Source organism: Mesorhizobium sp. U510 (assembly GCF_059180695.1).
The window spans coordinates 4,423,497-4,440,418 of record NZ_CP180532.1; the positions used below are offsets into that span (position 1 = coordinate 4,423,497).

19 protein-coding genes are annotated in these 16,922 nt (G+C 62.3%); 16 read left to right on the plus strand and 3 right to left on the minus strand.

Annotated features, from left to right (window positions below; genetic code table 11):
- Window positions 1–47 precede the first annotated feature (47 nt).
- Together ACLGL5_RS23235 and ACLGL5_RS23240 are read left to right on the plus strand one after the other, a co-directional pair.
- Window positions 48–251 carry a dodecin family protein gene (locus ACLGL5_RS23235; RefSeq protein ID WP_069092124.1) on the plus strand — a complete coding sequence of 68 codons (204 nt, stop codon included), beginning with the start codon at window positions 48–50 and terminating at the stop codon, window positions 249–251.
- Between the two features lie 83 nt (window positions 252–334).
- Window positions 335–700, plus strand: coding sequence for a PRC-barrel domain-containing protein (locus ACLGL5_RS23240; RefSeq protein ID WP_019858017.1), 366 nt, complete (start codon window positions 335–337; stop codon window positions 698–700).
- A 59-nt stretch (window positions 701–759) separates the two neighbouring features.
- On the opposite strand, the gene ACLGL5_RS23245 is transcribed toward ACLGL5_RS23240, so the two are convergent.
- Entirely contained in the window at window positions 760–885 is a 126-nt protein-coding gene (locus tag ACLGL5_RS23245; protein ID WP_081295987.1) for a hypothetical protein, read from the minus strand.
- Between the two features lie 199 nt (window positions 886–1,084).
- Here ACLGL5_RS23245 and eno point away from each other — a divergent pair, with 199 nt between their 5' ends.
- From eno to ACLGL5_RS23300, 11 genes are all read left to right on the plus strand, one after another.
- Complete coding sequence (eno, locus tag ACLGL5_RS23250; protein WP_019858019.1) at window positions 1,085–2,359, plus strand: phosphopyruvate hydratase; 1,275 nt, start codon at window positions 1,085–1,087, stop codon at window positions 2,357–2,359.
- A gap of 157 nt (window positions 2,360–2,516) precedes the next feature.
- Window positions 2,517–2,840 (plus strand): FtsB family cell division protein, encoded by a 324-nt coding sequence (locus tag ACLGL5_RS23255; RefSeq protein WP_044550389.1) that lies wholly within the window; start codon window positions 2,517–2,519, stop codon window positions 2,838–2,840.
- 193 nt (window positions 2,841–3,033) lie between these two features.
- The gene (pdhA, locus tag ACLGL5_RS23260; protein ID WP_064982424.1) at window positions 3,034–4,071 is read left to right on the plus strand and encodes a pyruvate dehydrogenase (acetyl-transferring) E1 component subunit alpha; all 1,038 of its coding nucleotides are present in this window, start codon (window positions 3,034–3,036) and stop codon (window positions 4,069–4,071) included.
- 15 nt (window positions 4,072–4,086) lie between these two features.
- Window positions 4,087–5,472 (plus strand): pyruvate dehydrogenase complex E1 component subunit beta, encoded by a 1,386-nt coding sequence (locus ACLGL5_RS23265; protein WP_019858023.1) that lies wholly within the window; start codon window positions 4,087–4,089, stop codon window positions 5,470–5,472.
- An 18-nt stretch (window positions 5,473–5,490) separates the two neighbouring features.
- A complete protein-coding gene (locus ACLGL5_RS23270) occupies window positions 5,491–6,852 on the plus strand; it encodes a pyruvate dehydrogenase complex dihydrolipoamide acetyltransferase (RefSeq protein WP_069092125.1) in 1,362 nt (453 codons plus the stop codon).
- Between the two features lie 15 nt (window positions 6,853–6,867).
- A complete protein-coding gene (locus ACLGL5_RS23275; RefSeq protein WP_069092126.1) occupies window positions 6,868–7,284 on the plus strand; it encodes a hypothetical protein in 417 nt (138 codons plus the stop codon).
- Entirely contained in the window at window positions 7,281–7,916 is a 636-nt protein-coding gene (locus ACLGL5_RS23280; RefSeq protein ID WP_038646708.1) for an SGNH/GDSL hydrolase family protein, read from the plus strand. The genes ACLGL5_RS23275 and ACLGL5_RS23280 overlap by 4 nt, the downstream gene beginning before the upstream one ends.
- Window positions 7,917–7,932: 16 nt before the next feature.
- Entirely contained in the window at window positions 7,933–9,378 is a 1,446-nt protein-coding gene (lpdA, locus tag ACLGL5_RS23285; RefSeq protein WP_019858027.1) for a dihydrolipoyl dehydrogenase, read from the plus strand.
- Between the two features lie 99 nt (window positions 9,379–9,477).
- On the plus strand, window positions 9,478–9,735 hold the full coding sequence (locus tag ACLGL5_RS23290) for a GlsB/YeaQ/YmgE family stress response membrane protein (RefSeq protein ID WP_019858028.1): 258 nt from the start codon (window positions 9,478–9,480) through the stop codon (window positions 9,733–9,735).
- A gap of 137 nt (window positions 9,736–9,872) precedes the next feature.
- Window positions 9,873–10,838, plus strand: a complete 966-nt coding sequence (gene lipA, locus ACLGL5_RS23295) for a lipoyl synthase (protein ID WP_064982419.1) — start codon at window positions 9,873–9,875, stop codon at window positions 10,836–10,838.
- Window positions 10,839–10,848: 10 nt separating this feature from the next.
- A complete protein-coding gene (locus ACLGL5_RS23300; protein WP_019858030.1) occupies window positions 10,849–11,304 on the plus strand; it encodes a type II toxin-antitoxin system RatA family toxin in 456 nt (151 codons plus the stop codon).
- 23 nt (window positions 11,305–11,327) lie between these two features.
- Here the strand turns inward: ACLGL5_RS23300 and ACLGL5_RS23305 are convergent, their stop codons facing one another.
- A complete protein-coding gene (locus tag ACLGL5_RS23305) occupies window positions 11,328–11,810 on the minus strand; it encodes a CinA family protein (RefSeq protein ID WP_069092127.1) in 483 nt (160 codons plus the stop codon).
- Entirely contained in the window at window positions 11,807–13,030 is a 1,224-nt protein-coding gene (locus tag ACLGL5_RS23310) for a bifunctional 2-C-methyl-D-erythritol 4-phosphate cytidylyltransferase/2-C-methyl-D-erythritol 2,4-cyclodiphosphate synthase (RefSeq protein WP_069092128.1), read from the minus strand. The genes ACLGL5_RS23305 and ACLGL5_RS23310 overlap by 4 nt, the downstream gene beginning before the upstream one ends.
- 244 nt (window positions 13,031–13,274) lie before the next feature.
- Between ACLGL5_RS23310 and dusB the strand changes: the two genes are divergently transcribed.
- From dusB to ntrC, 3 genes are read left to right on the plus strand one after another with little or no spacing between them, the layout of a single operon-like run.
- Window positions 13,275–14,303, plus strand: a complete 1,029-nt coding sequence (gene dusB, locus ACLGL5_RS23315; protein WP_069092129.1) for a tRNA dihydrouridine synthase DusB — start codon at window positions 13,275–13,277, stop codon at window positions 14,301–14,303.
- Window positions 14,300–15,442 (plus strand): two-component system sensor histidine kinase NtrB, encoded by a 1,143-nt coding sequence (locus ACLGL5_RS23320; protein WP_019858033.1) that lies wholly within the window; start codon window positions 14,300–14,302, stop codon window positions 15,440–15,442. Before dusB ends, ACLGL5_RS23320 begins: the two co-directional genes overlap by 4 nt.
- Complete coding sequence (gene ntrC, locus ACLGL5_RS23325) at window positions 15,439–16,905, plus strand: nitrogen regulation protein NR(I) (RefSeq protein ID WP_069092130.1); 1,467 nt, start codon at window positions 15,439–15,441, stop codon at window positions 16,903–16,905. Before ACLGL5_RS23320 ends, ntrC begins: the two co-directional genes overlap by 4 nt.
- Window positions 16,906–16,922: the final 17 nt, after the last annotated feature.

The window sequence follows — 16,922 nt, forward strand, 5'->3', positions numbered from 1 at the left end:
GGTTGTACGCTTGGCCGGCAAATGAGCGTTTTGGCAGGAGGAAGCCAATGTCCGTCGCCCGCGTCACCGAAATCACCTCGTCGTCGAAGAAGAGCTTTCAGGACGCCATCGAGAAGGGAATCCCCCGCGCGGCGAAAACCCTCAAGAACGTGGAAGGCGCCTGGATCCAGGATCAGAAGATCGTCGTCGAGGACGGCAAGATCGCTGCCTATCGCGTCAACATGAAGGTGACTTTCATCCTCGCGGAGTGATTGGTCGCCGCCGAAAAACTCGGGAACTTTCAACCGCGCCCCTCATTGTCAAAGCAGAGTTCAACGACAATGAGGAGCAGACCATGACAACCCAGACAGGCCACACCGAAGCGATTGCCGCTTCGCGCGTCATCGGCACGTCCGTTTACAACAACGAAGGCAAGAGCATCGGCAGCATCGAGGACATCATGCTCGACAAAACGTCGAACGGCATCATGTTCGCGGTGATCGGCTTTGGCGGCTTTCTCGGCATCGGCGAGAAGTACCACGCCGTTCCCTGGGCCAGTCTCGACTATGATGAGGACAAGGGCGGCTATGTCGTGCCCTTCTCCAAGGAGCAGCTGAAGGCCGCACCCGCCTATTCGATCAACGAACTGGCCGGCGCGGACGGCGAGGCGGCGCGCGATGCATCCTATGAGTACTACAAGGTCACGCCCTACTGGCATTGAGGCAACCGCAATAAAAAAGGGCCTCGTTTCGACGAGGCCCTTTTTATTCAAAGGCAACGCTATTTGCTGAGGTGCAAAGCCGGCAAGGGCTCGAAAGCCTTCGGTGGCGATTGCTGTGTGTCGCACGACGTCAGGAACGCCGCCGCGATCAGGAACAAACTCACGATACCGCTCAACTCGGACATGGCGAAACTCCTCATGTTTCGCCCCGCGCGACAACAGCCATAACCCGAAATGCATGTCCGGGCGCATGACTTATGATGACAGAAATTTGCGCTTCGTGAATTGGGGAGGCGGCACTATTCGGCCATGGCCGGATTGCCTTTTGCGTCGCTTTGGCTAAGACGGGCGCGACCTTTCGTCAGATCAATCGGGGACATCGCAATGACCGCCATCATCGACATTGTCGGACGTGAAATCCTGGACAGCCGTGGAAACCCGACCGTCGAGGTCGATGTCGTACTCGAAGACGGTTCGATGGGCCGCGCCGCGGTGCCGTCGGGCGCCTCGACCGGCGCCCATGAAGCCGTCGAGCTTCGCGACGGCGGCGCACGCTATCTCGGCAAGGGCGTGCTCAAGGCCGTGGAGGCGGTCAATGGTGAGCTGTTCGAGGCGATCGGCGGCATGGAAGCTGAGAACCAGATCCATATCGACCAGACCATGATCGAGCTTGACGGCACGCCCAACAAGAGCCGGCTCGGCGCCAATGCCATTCTCGGCGTTTCGCTGGCGGTCGCCAAGGCCGCTGCTGACGCCTCCGGCCTGCCGCTCTATCGCTATGTCGGCGGCACCAAGGCGCACATCCTGCCCGTACCGATGATGAACATCATCAATGGCGGCGCCCATGCCGACAACCCGATCGACTTCCAGGAATTCATGATCCTTCCGGTCGGCGCGCCGACTTTGCGCGAAGGCGTGCGCTGGGGCTCGGAAATCTTCCATACGTTGCGCAAGAAGCTGAAGGATGCCGGCCACAACACCAATGTCGGCGACGAAGGCGGCTTTGCCCCGAACCTGAAGAGCGCGCCTGTGGCGCTCGATTTCATCATGGAATCGATCGAGAAGGCCGGCTTCAAGCCGGGCGAGGAAATCGCGCTCGGCCTCGACTGCGCCGCCACCGAGTTCTTCAAGGACGGCAACTACGTCTATGAAGGCGAGAAGAAGACGCGCGATCCCAAGGCCCAGGCCAAGTACCTCGCCAAGCTCGCCGCCGACTATCCGATCATCTCGATCGAGGACGGCTTGGCCGAGGACGATTGGGAAGGCTGGAAATACCTGACCGACCTGATCGGCAAGAAGACGCAGCTGGTCGGCGACGACCTTTTCGTCACCAACACAGCGCGCCTGCGCGACGGCATCCGCATGGGCGTTGCCAATTCGATCCTGGTCAAGGTCAACCAGATCGGCTCGCTGACTGAAACGCTCGATGCCGTCGAGACCGCGCACAAGGCCGGCTACACCGCTGTCATGTCGCACCGCTCGGGCGAAACCGAGGATTCGACCATCGCCGATCTCGCCGTCGCCACCAATTGCGGGCAGATCAAGACCGGTTCGCTGTCGCGCTCCGACCGCATGGCCAAATACAACCAGCTGATCCGCATCGAGGAAGAGCTTGGCAAGCAGGCGCGTTACGCCGGCAAGTCGGTGATCAAGGGCTGATCCGAAACATTGAGCTCGGATACTGCACGAAGGGCGGGATCATTCCCGCCCTTTCTCATTTGGCTTGTCGCGGGTCGGTCTCCGTAACCGTCCGTTAAGCACAATCAGGCGAAAAAGGTTGCGGGTCGTTTGAGTTTGCGACCATGGGGAATCGGGCATGTGGACGCGTCAGCACAAGCAGAGAAACACCGGTCGGCTGATCATCCCTTCGCTTTGCGTGGTGTTCCTGGCCTATTTCGGCTTCCATGCCTATCACGGCGAGTTCGGCATCAATTCGAAATATCAGTTGGAAGCCCAGACGGTTGCGCTGCAGGCTCAGCTCGATGCGATCAAGGCGCGCCGGATGGAACTCGAACGGCGCGTTCGGCTCATGCATGACGGCACGCTGGAGAAGGACATGCTTGACGAGCAGGCGCGCAGGGCGCTCAATCTGTCCCAGGCCGATGAAATCACCATCATGTTGCCGGCCTCGTCGAAATAACTGAATTTCAGTTAATCGACAATATTTTCAATGATTTTAATCGCTTAGGCGCATGCCAGCTATGCAAATTCGTCATGGCGCAACGCTCTGACGCGTGTTAGCCTTGCATAAATCGGTGGGGAGAGCTGATCTCCCCAGGGCGGAGTTCATCCTGCCCTAATGTCCGCAAAGAGACGCCAACAGGGAGTGATGCATGGCCACCGCAGCCAGAAAAGCGCCTGCCAAATCGAAATCCGAAGGTAAATCAGGGCTTTCCGCGCCCAAGCCCGCTGAATTCACCAAGGAAGAAGAGCTTGCCGCCTATCGGCACATGCTGCTCATCCGCCGCTTCGAGGAAAAGGCCGGCCAGCTTTACGGCATGGGCTTCATCGGTGGCTTCTGCCATCTCTATATCGGCCAGGAAGCTGTCGTCACCGGCATGAAGATGGCGCTGATCGATGGCGACCAGATGATCACAGCCTATCGCGACCACGGCCACATGCTGGCCATGGAGCTTTCGCCGCGCGGTGTCATGGCCGAGCTGACCGGACGACGTGGCGGCCTGTCGCGGGGCAAGGGCGGCTCCATGCACATGTTCTCCAAGGAAAAGCATTTTTACGGCGGCCACGGCATTGTCGGCGCGCAGGTGTCGCTTGGCACGGGCCTGGCGTTCGCCAACCGCTACCGCGACAACAACAACGTTTCGCTGACCTATTTCGGCGACGGCGCCGCCAACCAGGGCCAGGTCTATGAAAGCTTCAACATGGCCTCGCTGTGGAAGCTGCCGGTGATCTACATCATTGAAAACAACCGCTACGCGATGGGCACCTCGGTGTCGCGCTCGTCGGCCGAAACCAATTTTTCGCATCGCGGCGCCTCGTTCAAGATTCCCGGCATCCAGGTCGACGGCATGGATGTGCGTGCGGTCAAATCCGCCGGCGATCAGGCGACCGAATGGTGCCGCGCCGGCAACGGGCCGATCATTCTCGAAATGCAGACCTACCGCTATCGCGGCCACTCGATGTCCGACCCGGCGAAATACCGCTCGAAGGAAGAAGTGCAGAAGATGCGCTCCGAGCATGACCCGATCGAACAGGTCAAGGCGCGGTTGATCGAGAAGAAGTGGGCGACGGAGGACGAACTCAAGACCATCGACAAGGAGGTTCGCGACATCGTCGCCGACGCCGCCGAATTTGCCCAGAACGATGCGGAGCCGGATCCGTCCGAGCTCTGGACCGATATCGTATTGTAAGGGGAGAGCCAGGACATGCCGATCGAAATTCTCATGCCCGCTCTCTCGCCGACCATGGAAGAGGGCAATCTTTCCAAGTGGTTGAAGAACGAGGGTGACAAGGTCGTAGCCGGCGACGTCATCGCCGAGATCGAGACCGACAAGGCGACGATGGAAGTCGAAGCCGTCGATGAAGGCACGCTTGCCAAGATCGTGGTGCCCGCCGGCACCGAAGGCGTCAAGGTCAACGCGGTGATTGCCGTGCTCGCGGTTGAAGGCGAAGACACCGACAAGGCCGGCGAAGGCATCGGCGAAGAGCCCGCCAAGGCTGAAACGGCTGCACCGGCGCCAGTTGCGGCCAAGGGCGAGGCCTCCGCACCAGTAGCGGCGGCGCCGAAGACCGAGGTTGCCGCAGACCCGGATATCCCCGCGGGCACCGAAATGGTCTCGACCACGGTACGCGAGGCGCTGCGCGATGCCATGGCCGAGGAAATGCGCCGCGACGGCGATGTCTTCGTCATGGGCGAGGAGGTTGCCGAATATCAGGGCGCCTACAAGATCACCCAAGGGTTGCTGCAGGAGTTCGGGCCGCGTCGCGTCGTCGACACGCCGATCACCGAGCATGGGTTTGCCGGCGTCGGCGTCGGTGCGGCGATGGCCGGGCTGAAGCCGATCGTCGAGTTCATGACCTTCAACTTCGCCATGCAGGCGATCGACCAGATCATCAATTCGGCCGCCAAGACGCTTTACATGTCCGGCGGCCAGATGGGCGCGCCGATCGTGTTCCGCGGACCGAACGGGGCTGCCGCCCGCGTTGCCGCTCAGCACTCGCAGTGCTACGCCGCGTGGTACAGTCACATTCCTGGCCTGAAGGTCGTGATGCCGTATACTGCTGCGGACGCCAAGGGCCTGCTCAAGGCCGCGATCCGCGACCCGAATCCGGTCATCTTTCTCGAGAACGAAATCCTCTACGGCCAGTCCTTCGATGTGCCGAAGCTTGATGATTTCGTGCTGCCGATCGGCAAGGCCCGCATCCACAAGCAAGGCAAGGACGTCACCATCGTCTCCTTCGGCATCGGCATGACCTATGCGGTCAAGGCGGAAGCCGAATTGCGCGGCATGGGCATCGATGCCGAGATCATCGATCTGCGAACCGTCCGTCCGCTCGACCTCGACACCATCATCGCTTCGGTCAAGAAGACCAACCGGCTGATCGTGGTCGAGGAAGGCTTCCCGCAAAGCTCGGTCGGCGACCATATCGCCAACCAGGTGTCGCAGCGCGCCTTCGATTTCCTCGACGCGCCGGTCATCACCATTGCCGGCAAGGATGTGCCGATGCCTTATGCGGCCAACCTCGAAAAGCTGGCTTTGCCGAATGTCGGCGAGGTCATCGAGGCGGTCAAAGCCGTCACGTATCGCTGAACCGGCCGGGAGGACAAAATGCCAATCAACATCACCATGCCGGCGCTCTCGCCCACGATGGAAGAGGGCAATCTGTCGAAGTGGCTGGTCAAGGAGGGCGATAAGGTTTCGCCGGGCGATGTCATCGCCGAGATCGAGACCGACAAGGCGACGATGGAGGTCGAGGCCGTCGACGAGGGCACGGTGGCCAAGCTCGTCGTTCCCGCCGGCACCGAAGGCGTCAAGGTCAATGCGCTGATCGCCGTGCTTGCGGCCGAGGGCGAGGATGCGGGCGCCGCCGCAAAAAGTGGTGGCGGTGCAGCACCGGCGAAAGCCGAAGCGCCGAAAGCGGACGCTCCCAAGGCTGAGGCACCAAAGGCTGAACCTGCTGCCGCAGCCGCTTCGAAGGCAGAGCCGGCTCCGGTCGCCAATGGCCATGCGACTGGCGAGCGCACCTTTGCATCGCCGCTCGCGCGCCGTATCGCCAAGGAGGCCGGTGTAGATGTGTCGGCTGTGACCGGTACCGGCCCGCATGGCCGCGTGGTGAAGGCCGATGTCGATGCCGCGATTGCTGGCGGCGGCGCCAAGGCAGCTCCCGCCGCCAAGGCTCCTGCCGGCGCGCCTGCGGCCGCTGCTCCGGCTGTGAAGCCGATGTCGGACGACCAAGTGCTGAAGTTGTTCGAGCAAGGCTCCTACGAGCTCGTCCCGCACGACAATATGCGCAAGACGATTGCGCGGCGGCTGGTCGAGGCCAAGTCCACCATCCCGCATTTCTATCTGACGCTCGACTGCGAACTCGACGCATTGCTGGCGCTGCGCACGCAGATCAATGCCGCCGCCCCGATGAAGAAAACCGACAAGGGCGAGGCTCCCGCCTACAAGCTGTCGGTCAACGACATGGTCATCAAGGCGATGGCGATGGCCTTGATGGCTGTGCCGGATGCCAATGCCTCGTGGACCGAAAGCGCCATGGTCAAGCACAAGCATGCCGATGTCGGCGTTGCCGTCTCGATCCCCGGTGGCCTGATCACGCCGATCATTCGGCATGCGGACGAAAAGACGCTGTCGACCATCTCCAACGAGATGAAGGACCTGGCCAGCCGCGCGCGCAGCCGCAAGCTGAAGCCGGAGGAGTATCAGGGCGGCACCACGGCCGTATCCAACCTTGGCATGTTCGGCATCAAGGACTTCGCCGCCGTCATCAACCCGCCGCATGCGACGATCCTGGCGGTCGGCGCGGGTGAGGAGCGGGCTGTGGTCAAGAATGGCGAGATCAAAATCGCCACCGTGATGTCGGTGACCTTGTCGACCGACCATCGCGCCGTGGACGGAGCGCTCGGCGCCGAACTTCTGGTCGCCTTAAAGCGGCTGATCGAGAACCCGATGGGCATGCTGGTCTAGGAAAGGAAAAGGCTCGTGCGGAAATTCTTCACCAGCCTTTTCGCCTTTTTCATTTCCTGGTTTGCCGGCGGTTTGGTCGCGCTCGGACTGGCCAACGCAACCGATGCGCAGGAAGAATACATTCTGGTGTTCATGGCGTCCGCGCTTGTCACCATCGTCGTGGCGATCGTGTTTTTCGTCGCGCAGTTCTTTTCGAATGCACCCGCGATCATCGACTGGCTGGCCCTTTGCACCATTGTCCTGTTCGTGCTTGTCGGGCTCGGCCTGATCGGCTGGACGTTCTCGCAGCCGGTCGACAAGCGCCAGTGGGGAAGTGACCTCCCAATCGTCGCCGGCCTGGTCTTGCCAAACCTGACCACGGTGCTGGTTCACTGGCTGTTCGTACGCTGGCGGGTGGGACGCGGATTGATGAATGCGCAGGTGAACGCATGAAGACGGTGCTTTGCTACGGCGACTCGCTGACCTGGGGTTACAACGCCGAAGGCGGGCGCCATGCGCTGCAGGACCGCTGGCCAAGCGTTCTGCAGGCGTGTCTAGGCGGTGGCGTCCAGGTCATCGCCGATGGCCTGAATGGCCGCACCACGGCCTTCGACGATCATCTGGCAGGTGCCGATCGCAACGGTGCGCGGCTGTTGCCGACGGTGCTGACGACGCATGCACCGATCGATCTGATCGTCATCATGCTCGGTGCCAACGACATGAAGCCTTGGATTCACGGCAATCCGGTCGCGGCCAAGCAAGGCATCCAACGGTTGATCGACATCGTGCGTGGTCATGACTATCCGTTCGACTGGCCGGCGCCACAGATACTCCTTGTCTCGCCGCCCGTTGTAAGCCGCACCGAAAATGCCGACTTCAGGGAAATGTTTGCCGGCGGCGATGAGGCGTCGAAGCAGCTCGCCCCACAATATGCGGCGCTCGCCGACGAAGTCGGCTGCGGCTTCTTCGACGCCGGCACGGTGGCGCAAACCACACCGCTCGACGGCGTCCATCTCGATGCCGAAAACACGCGAAACATCGGCAAGGCGCTGACATCGGTCGTGCGCGTCATGCTGGAATTGTGACTGAAGGAGAAAATCCGTGGCTGAGAACTACGACGTCATCATCATCGGCTCCGGCCCCGGCGGCTATGTCACGGCGGTACGTTCCGCCCAGCTCGGCTTCAAGACGGCCATCGTCGAGCGCGAACATCTCGGCGGCATCTGCCTCAACTGGGGCTGCATACCGACCAAGGCACTGCTGCGTTCGGCCGAGATCATGCACTATTCCGATCATCTGAAGGACTATGGCCTGAAGCTCGACGGCAAGGTTAGCGTCGACACGTCGGCCGTCGTCGACCGCTCGCGCAAAGTCTCGCTGCGGCTCAATGGCGGCGTTGCCTTCCTGATGAAGAAGAACAAGGTCGACGTCATCTGGGGCGAAGCCAAGCTGTCGAAGCCGGGTGAGGTCATCGTCTCCAAGACGGCCAAGAAGCCGATGGAGCCACAGCCGCCTGTGCCGAAGGGCGTCAAGGGCGAGGGCACCTACACAGCCAAGCACATCATCCTGGCGACCGGCGCCCGCCCGCGCGCGCTGCCCGGCATCGAGCCGGACGGCAAGCTCATCTGGACCTATTTCGAGGCCATGGTGCCGAAGGAGATGCCGAAATCGCTGCTGGTGATGGGCTCGGGCGCCATCGGCATCGAATTCGCCTCGTTCTATCGCACTATGGGCGCCGAGGTGACGGTGGTCGAACTGTTGCCGGCGGTGATGCCGGTCGAGGACGCCGAGGTCTCGAAATTCGCGCAAAAACAGTTCGAGAAGCAAGGCATGAAGATCATTCTCGAAGCCAAGGTGACCAAGGTCGAGAAGGGCGCCAACTCGGTCACCGCGCATATCGAGATGAAGGACGGCAAGGTCGATAAGATTACCGCCGACCGCATGATCTCGGCCGTTGGTGTCCAGGGCAATATCGAGAATCTCGGCCTTGAAGCGCTCGGCGTGAAGACGGATCGCGGCTGCGTCGTCGTCGACGGTTACGGCAAGACCAATGTGCCGGGCATCTACGCCATCGGCGATGTCGCCGGCCCGCCCATGCTTGCCCACAAGGCCGAGCATGAGGGCGTCGTGTGCGTCGAGAAGATCGCCAATTTCCCCGGCGTGCATGCCATCGACAAGCTCAAGATTCCTGGCTGCACCTACTGCAATCCGCAGGTCGCCTCCGTCGGCCTGACGGAAGCCAAGGCCAAGGCCGAAGGCAAGGATATCCGCGTCGGCCGCTTCCAGTTCGCCGCCAACGGCAAGGCGATCGCGCTTGGCGAGGACCAGGGCTTCATCAAGACCATCTTCGACAAGAAGACCGGTCAGCTGCTCGGCGCCCACATGGTCGGCGCCGAGGTGACCGAACTGATCCAGGGCTTTGTCGTGGCGATGAACTTGGAGACGACCGAGGAAGAGCTGATGCACACCATCTTCCCACATCCGACGCTGTCGGAGATGATGAAGGAGAGCGTGCTCGACGCCTATGGCCGCGCCTTGAACGCATGATAGATTCGCAGCAGGAGACTCAGCCGCGAAAGCCGCCGGAACTCGGCGGCAAGGCAGTTCGTTTCCGCATGCATTTTTACGCGCGCAAGGAGAAGGCATATGCACTTGAACGGCGTGGGCTGGATCGCAGCCATCATCATCGGCGGCCTGGCAGGCTGGTTCGCCGAAATGGTCATGAAGAGCAACACCGGCATTTTCATGAACATTATCATGGGTATCGTTGGCGCGGTCGTGTTGAACGCCATCCTGCAGGCCCTCAATTTCGGCCCGTTCGGCGTCGGCTGGACCGCCTATCTGATCACCGGCTTCATCGGTGCCTGCCTGCTGATCTGGGTCGGTCGCCTGGTGCGCCGCTAGTCGGTACCGTTCCCGGCTATGCGAAAACGGTTGTAGCGGCATGCGCCGCTGCAGCCTTTTTCTTTGTGCTGAAAAGTCCTAGATGACGATAAAGTGACGATCGCCGACGGGCGGTCGCGAGAAAAGCCAGGGTTCAGATGGTTACTGTCCTCGACACGATCGCCAACGCACCACGGCTGCGGCACCCCGAGAAGGCGCACAAGCCCGACCAGGAGGTGTTGCGCAAGCCCGACTGGATTCGCGTCAAGGCGCCGGTCTCCAAGGGCTATGCCGAGACGCGCGAGATCGTGAAATCGCACAAGCTGGTGACGGTCTGCGAAGAGGCTGGTTGCCCCAACATCGGCGAGTGTTGGGAAAAGAAGCACGCCACCTTCATGATCATGGGCGAGATCTGCACGCGCGCCTGCGCTTTCTGCAATGTCGCCACCGGCATCCCGACCGCGCTAGATCCCGATGAGCCGGCGCGCGTCGCGCATGCCGTCAAGCAGATGGGGCTGAGCCACGTCGTCATCACCTCCGTCGACCGCGACGATCTTGCCGATGGCGGTGCGCAGCACTTTGCCGATGTCATTCGCGCAATCCGCGCGGCAACGCCGTCGACCACGATCGAAATCCTGACGCCGGATTTCCTGCGCAAGGACGGCGCCCTGGAGATCGTGGTGGCGGCCAAGCCCGACGTCTTCAACCACAATCTCGAAACCGTGCCGTCAAACTATCTGAAGGTTCGGCCGGGCGCTCGCTATTTCCACTCGATCCGGCTGTTGCAGCGGGTCAAGGAACTCGACCCGTCGATCTTTACCAAGTCCGGCATCATGGTCGGCCTGGGCGAGGAGCGAAATGAAATCCTGCAGCTGATGGACGATCTGCGCACGGCCAATGTCGACTTCATGACCATCGGCCAGTATCTGCAGCCGTCGAAGAAGCACCATCCGGTGATCCGCTTCGTCACGCCCGAAGAGTTCCAGTCCTTCGAGACGATCGGCCGGACCAAGGGTTTCCTGCTGGTGGCATCGAGCCCGCTGACGCGCTCATCGCACCATGCCGGCGACGATTTCGCCCGGCTGCGCGCGGCGCGGGAAGCACAGCTTCAGAAGTCGGTCTAGCGCTGGTTGAATGCCGAAATTCGAAGCCACCCGCCGCGTCGCCCATACGCCGCAACAGATGTTTGCGCTGGTAGCCGATGTCGAGGCCTATCCGCAATTCCTGCCGCTTTGCGAAGCGCTGACGGTGCGCTCGCGCAAGGAGCGTGACGGACGTACCGTTCTCCTGGCCGACATGAGCATCGGCTACAAGGCGATCCGCGAGACCTTCACGACGCAGGTGCTTTTGAAGCCCGACGAGAACGCCATCGACGTGAAATATATCGATGGCCCGTTCAAATATCTGAGCAATGTCTGGCGTTTCGAGCCCGATGGCGCCGGCTGCGCCGTCCGCTTCTTCATCGACTATGAATTCAAGAGCCGCATTCTGGGCGCGCTGATGGGCACGATGTTCGACCGCGCCTTCCGCATGTTCGCCGAGGCTTTCGAAAAGCGTGCCGACGTCATCTATGGGGTTGCGCCGGCATGACGCTATCGTAGTGAGTCCATGCCTTATCCAAGCGCGCGCAGGCCGAGTTGCAGCGCATGTCTCACCGTCTCGTGGCGGATGAATTCGCGGCCCTTCTGGCCAAACAGCTGGCGCTCGGCGACAACCGGCTGGCCGGCCAGGGCAAGGCCGAACCAGACGAGACCGACCGGCTTGTCGGCCGAACCTCCGCTTGGGCCGGCAATGCCGGTAACGGCAAGAGAAAGGCTCGCGCGCGAATGCGCCAGCGCGCCGGCCGCCATCTCCAGGACCGTTTCGCGCGAAACAGCTCCATGCGCGTCGAGCGTTTCGGCGGAAACGCCGAGCATGTCCATCTTGGCTTCGTTGGAATAGCTGATGAAGCCGCGGTCGACCACCGCCGAGGAGCCTGCAATGTCGGTGAGCGCGGCGATGATCATGCCGCCGGTGCAGCTTTCCGCCGTCGCCAGCATGATGCCACGTTGCTGGCAGGCCAGCAGCAGGGAGTTTGCGAGTTCGGCGTTGCTCATTCCGGCACCTCGCCGGGAAACACCACGCTGGCAGTGGCGATCGCCGCAATGCCTTCTTCGCGACCGACAAAGCCGAGTTTTTCGTTGGTTGTCGCCTTGATCGAGATGCGGTCGGCGGAAATCCCCAGCATTTGCGACAGGGCCGCCGTCATCGCCTCGCGATGTGGGCCGACGCGCGGCGCCTCGCAGATCAGCGTGATGTCGGCATTGGCGATGCGTCCGCCGCGCTCGCGCACCACTTTCGCCGCGTGTTCGACGAAGATCCGCGACGCTGCACCTTTCCACTGCGGCTCGGACGGCGGAAAATGCGTGCCGATGTCGCCGGCGCCGCAGGTCGCCAGCAGCGCGTCGGTCAAGGCGTGCAGCCCGACATCGGCATCGGAATGTCCGGATAGTTTCTTGTCATGCGGAATCGCGACGCCGCACAGTGTAACGTGATCGCCGGGCTCAAAGGCGTGGACGTCGTAGCCGTTGCCGGTGCGGATGTCGGGGAAATGTGTGCGTTCGCTGGAAAGCCGCTGGTGCGCCATGGCGATGTCCCGTGCCCAGGTGAGTTTGACATTGTCCGGCGAGCCCGGAACGAGCTTGACTGGAATCTGCGCCCATTCGGCGATGGCCGCGTCATCGGTGAAGTCCAGCCTGCCTAGTTGATAGGCCTTGTCGTGTGCGGCAAGGATCGGCCCGTAGGGAAAACCTTGCGGCGTTTGCGCCGCGTGCAGCCCGCTGCGGGAAACGGTTTCCGCGACCACGCCGGCGGCCGACTCGCGCTTCAGCGTGTCCGCGACGGGCAGGGCGGGCAACGCCCCCTCGTTCTCGCCGATGGCGGCGATGGTGCGATCAATCAACTCCGCATCGACGAACGGGCGGACGGCGTCGTGAATCAGAACCTGGCCCGGCGCGTGGTCCTTCAGCGCAAGCAGCCCGAGCCGAACGGACTCCTGCCTTGTCGGTCCGCCAATGATGGCAGTGACGCGCTGAGCCTGGCTGCCCGCCGCTTGCCGGAACAATTCGTGGTCGTCGGCGTGGATGGCGACGACGATCCGGCCGGTTCGCGGATGGGCCAGAAACATCTCCAGCGTGTGCGCAATGACAGCGCGGCCGCCAATATTCTGGTACTGCTTGGGTCCGTTGGCCTGCCCGGCACGAGCGCCGCGGCCGGCGGCGACGATCACCACCGCAACCTCACCTGTCGCGCTCGAGTTTTCACTTCCGTCAGTCATGGCGATTGGCTTAGCGCACGATCCCCAAAAGTGTAATTGGTTTTCCGAAAAGATCGTGCGTCAAATATGAACTCCAAAGCCTCCTTCACACGCCATGAAGGACGCGCGGCGCCTTGGTCACGGCAAATCCCTAAGGGTCCGGAATTTTCCCAATTGCGCCTCAATGTGACGTCATTCCGCGTTGCACATTGCGGCTGATATGGCTAGAGAATGTGCAACGAATGGACGTGCTTGGTTTTTGTGCATGGTTAACTCAACCAGATTGGCCGCGCCTTTGAACGTCGGCGGCGTGGAAATCCGCAATCGCGTATTCCTCGCGCCGATGTCGGGCATCACCGACGAGCCTTTCCGGCGGCGCGCCCATGCGCATGGCGCGGGCCTGGTTGTATCCGAAATGGTGGCAAGCGGCGAACTCGCCAGGGGAAGAGCCGGCTTCGATCTGCGCATACGTCATTCGGGCCTGCCCGTCCATATGGTGCAGCTAGCCGGCCGCGAAGCGGCATACATGGCCGAAGGCGCGCGGATCGCCGCGGGCGAGGGCGCTGACATCATCGACATCAACATGGGCTGTCCGGCCAAGAAGGTCACCGGTGGTTATGCCGGCTCGGCATTGATGCTGGATCTCGACCATGCGCTGTCGCTGATCGAGGCCGTGGTCGGCGCGGTCAAGGTGCCGGTGACGGTCAAGATGCGGCTCGGCTGGGACGAAGGCGCGCTCAATGCGCCAATCCTCGCGCGCCGGGCCGAGCAGGCGGGCGTCAAGATGGTGACGGTGCATGGCCGCACGCGCTGCCAGTTCTACCAGGGCAAGGCCGACTGGCGCGCCATCGCTCGCGTCAAGGAAGTTGTGTCCATTCCGGTCGTTGCCAATGGCGATGTCTGTTCCCCGGCCGAGGCTGCCGCCATTCTCGACCAATCGTGCGCTGATGCGGTGATGGTCGGGCGCGCGCATTACGGCGCGCCCTGGATCGCCGGTGGCATCGCGGCAGCGGCGGCGGGCCAAACGGCGGCCAACGTGCCGCAGACTGCCGCGGCTCTGGCCGACTATATCGTTGGCCACTACGAGGACATGCTGGCGCTTTATGGCGTCGAGAGCGGTTTGCGCCAGGCGCGCAAACATCTGGGCTGGTATCTCGATCGCCATGCTGTTGGCGTCGCCGACGACCACCGAAAGGCCATCCTGACGACGTTCGATCCGGCCCGCGTCATTGCCTTGCTGCGCAATGTGTTTTCGCGCGATCCGCAACCCTTGAGCCTGCGGAGCGCCGCATGAACGCCACCGCTGGCCAGGGAACTGAAATGGCGGATGCCGCCCAGATCGTCCTCAACACCATCCGCCGCCCGGTGATCATGATCAGCGAGGACGGGTTCATCACCTTCGCCAATGCCGATGCCGAGGACTTCTTTCGCTCCAGCGCGACCATGCTGGCGCGCAACACGCTGTCCAAGCTCGTCCCCTTCGGCAGCCCGCTGCTGACCCTGGTCGATCAGGTGCGCGAGCGCCGGGCTCCGGTCAACGAGTATCGGGTCGATGTGTCGTCGCCACGCCTCGGCATCGAGAAGGTCGTCGATCTCTATGTCGCACCAGTGTCGGAATTCCCGGGCTCCGTCGTGGTCATGTTCCAGGAACGGTCGATGGCCGACAAGATCGACCGGCAGATGACGCATCGCGGTGCCGCACGCTCTGTGACAGGCCTTGCCGCGATGCTCGCCCACGAGATCAAGAACCCGCTCTCCGGCATCCGCGGCGCAGCCCAACTGCTCGAACTGTCCGCCTCCGACGAAGACCGCGCACTGACCCGGCTGATCACCGACGAGACGGACCGCATCGTCTCGCTGGTCGATCGCATGGAGGTGTTTTCCGACGAGCGGCCGATCGATCGCTACCCCGTCAACATCCATGTCGTACTTGACCATGTGAAGGCGATCGCAAAGAACGGTTTTGCGAAGAAAATCAGGATATTGGAGGACTATGATCCATCATTGCCTCCGGTATTCGCCAATCGCGACCAGCTGATCCAGGTGTTCCTGAACCTGGTCAAGAACGCCGCCGAGGCAATTGGCAGCGACCCGCATGGCGAGATCGTGCTGTCGACCGCATTCCGGCCGGGCATCCGCGTTTCGGTTCCAGGCACGCAGGACCGCGTGTCGCTGCCGCTCGAGTTCTGCGTGCGCGACAATGGCTCCGGTGTCTCGGAGGATATCCTGCCGATCCTGTTCGATCCCTTCATCACCACCAAGCCGAACGGCTCGGGGCTGGGGTTGGCGCTGGTCGCCAAGATCGTCGGCGAGCATGGCGGCATCATCGAATGCGAATCGACCCCGCGCGGGACCACCTTTCGCATCCTGATGCCGGCCTGGAAGGAAACGCCGTTCGGCGCTGAAGAAGACGGTGAAGGAGACCGCAAATGACCGTTCGCGGCAATATTCTCGTCGCCGATGACGATGCGGCGATCCGCACCGTGCTCAACCAGGCTCTCTCGCGCGTCGGCCACGAGGTGCGCGTCACGTCCAACGCCTCGACCTTGTGGCGCTGGGTGGCGGCGGGCGAGGGCGACCTTGTCATCACCGACGTGGTGATGCCGGACGAGAACGCTTTCGACATGCTGCCGCGCATCAAGAAGGCGCGGCCGGAGCTGCCCGTCATCGTCATGAGCGCCCAGAACACGTTCATGACCGCAATCCGTGCATCCGAGACCGGCGCCTATGAATATCTGCCGAAACCGTTCGACCTGACCGAACTGCTCAACATCGTCAACCGGGCGCTGTCGGAGCCCCGCCGGCCGAAGATCGATGCGCGGCCCGATGAACAGCCCGAAACGATGCCGCTGGTCGGCCGCTCGGCGGCCATGCAGGACATCTACCGCATGCTGGCGCGCATGATGCAGACCGACCTGACGGTGATGATCTCGGGCGAATCCGGCACCGGCAAGGAACTGGTGGCGCGCGCGCTGCATGAATATGGCCGCCGTCGCGGCGGACCGTTCGTTGCCATCAATATGGCGGCGATTCCGCGCGACCTGATCGAATCGGAGCTGTTCGGTCACGAGAAGGGGGCCTTCACCGGTGCCCAGAACCGCTCCACCGGCCGCTTCGAGCAGGCAGAGGGCGGCACGCTGTTCCTCGATGAGATCGGCGACATGCCGATGGAGGCGCAGACGCGCCTGCTGCGCGTCCTGCAGCAGGGCGAATACACGACGGTCGGCGGCCGCACGCCGATCAAAACGGATGTGCGCATCGTCGCCGCCACCAATAAGGATCTGCGCACCTTGATCAACCAGGGACTGTTCCGCGAGGATCTGTTCTATCGTCTTAACGTCGTTCCGCTGAGGCTGCCGGCGCTGCGTGAGCGCTCCGAGGACGTGCCCGATCTCGTGCGCCACTTCTTCAAGCTCGGCGAGATGGAAGGGCTGCAGACCAAGCGTATTTCGGCCGGCGGCATCGAACTGATGAAACGCTACCCGTGGCCGGGCAATGTGCGCGAACTGGAAAACCTGGTTCGCCGGCTGGCCGCGCTCTATTCACAGGATGAGATCTCCGCCGAAATCATCGAGGCGGAGCTGAAGACCGGAGAGCGCCCCGTGGTGCCCGGCGGCGGCAACCTCATTCCGGACGACCTCTCCATCGGCCAGGCGGTCGAGCATTTCCTGCAGCGCTATTTCGCCTCGTTTGCCGGCGAATTGCCGCCCGCCGGGCTTTACCAGCGCATCCTGTCCGAAGTCGAATATCCGCTGGTCCTGGCCTCGATGACGGCAACCCGCGGCAACCAGATCAAGGCCGCGGAGCTGCTGGGGCTCAACCGCAACACGCTGCGCAAGAAGATTCGCGAACTGGGCGTCAACGTCTACAAATCGTCGCGGCCGGCTGAACGCTGATCTGACGCACTCTTTTC

Coding starts and splice junctions, on each gene's coding strand:
- ACLGL5_RS23235 (WP_069092124.1), top strand. CDS start 48: ATGTCCGTCGCCCGCGTCACCGAAATCACCTCGTCGTCGAAGAAGAGC.
- ACLGL5_RS23240 (WP_019858017.1), top strand. CDS start 335: ATGACAACCCAGACAGGCCACACCGAAGCGATTGCCGCTTCGCGCGTC.
- ACLGL5_RS23245 (WP_081295987.1), bottom strand. CDS start 885: ATGTCCGAGTTGAGCGGTATCGTGAGTTTGTTCCTGATCGCGGCGGCG.
- eno (WP_019858019.1), top strand. CDS start 1,085: ATGACCGCCATCATCGACATTGTCGGACGTGAAATCCTGGACAGCCGT.
- ACLGL5_RS23255 (WP_044550389.1), top strand. CDS start 2,517: ATGTGGACGCGTCAGCACAAGCAGAGAAACACCGGTCGGCTGATCATC.
- pdhA (WP_064982424.1), top strand. CDS start 3,034: ATGGCCACCGCAGCCAGAAAAGCGCCTGCCAAATCGAAATCCGAAGGT.
- ACLGL5_RS23265 (WP_019858023.1), top strand. CDS start 4,087: ATGCCGATCGAAATTCTCATGCCCGCTCTCTCGCCGACCATGGAAGAG.
- ACLGL5_RS23270 (WP_069092125.1), top strand. CDS start 5,491: ATGCCAATCAACATCACCATGCCGGCGCTCTCGCCCACGATGGAAGAG.
- ACLGL5_RS23280 (WP_038646708.1), top strand. CDS start 7,281: ATGAAGACGGTGCTTTGCTACGGCGACTCGCTGACCTGGGGTTACAAC.
- ACLGL5_RS23290 (WP_019858028.1), top strand. CDS start 9,478: ATGCACTTGAACGGCGTGGGCTGGATCGCAGCCATCATCATCGGCGGC.
- lipA (WP_064982419.1), top strand. CDS start 9,873: ATGGTTACTGTCCTCGACACGATCGCCAACGCACCACGGCTGCGGCAC.
- ACLGL5_RS23300 (WP_019858030.1), top strand. CDS start 10,849: ATGCCGAAATTCGAAGCCACCCGCCGCGTCGCCCATACGCCGCAACAG.
- ACLGL5_RS23305 (WP_069092127.1), bottom strand. CDS start 11,810: ATGAGCAACGCCGAACTCGCAAACTCCCTGCTGCTGGCCTGCCAGCAA.
- ACLGL5_RS23310 (WP_069092128.1), bottom strand. CDS start 13,030: ATGACTGACGGAAGTGAAAACTCGAGCGCGACAGGTGAGGTTGCGGTG.
- dusB (WP_069092129.1), top strand. CDS start 13,275: ATGGTTAACTCAACCAGATTGGCCGCGCCTTTGAACGTCGGCGGCGTG.
- ACLGL5_RS23320 (WP_019858033.1), top strand. CDS start 14,300: ATGAACGCCACCGCTGGCCAGGGAACTGAAATGGCGGATGCCGCCCAG.
- ntrC (WP_069092130.1), top strand. CDS start 15,439: ATGACCGTTCGCGGCAATATTCTCGTCGCCGATGACGATGCGGCGATC.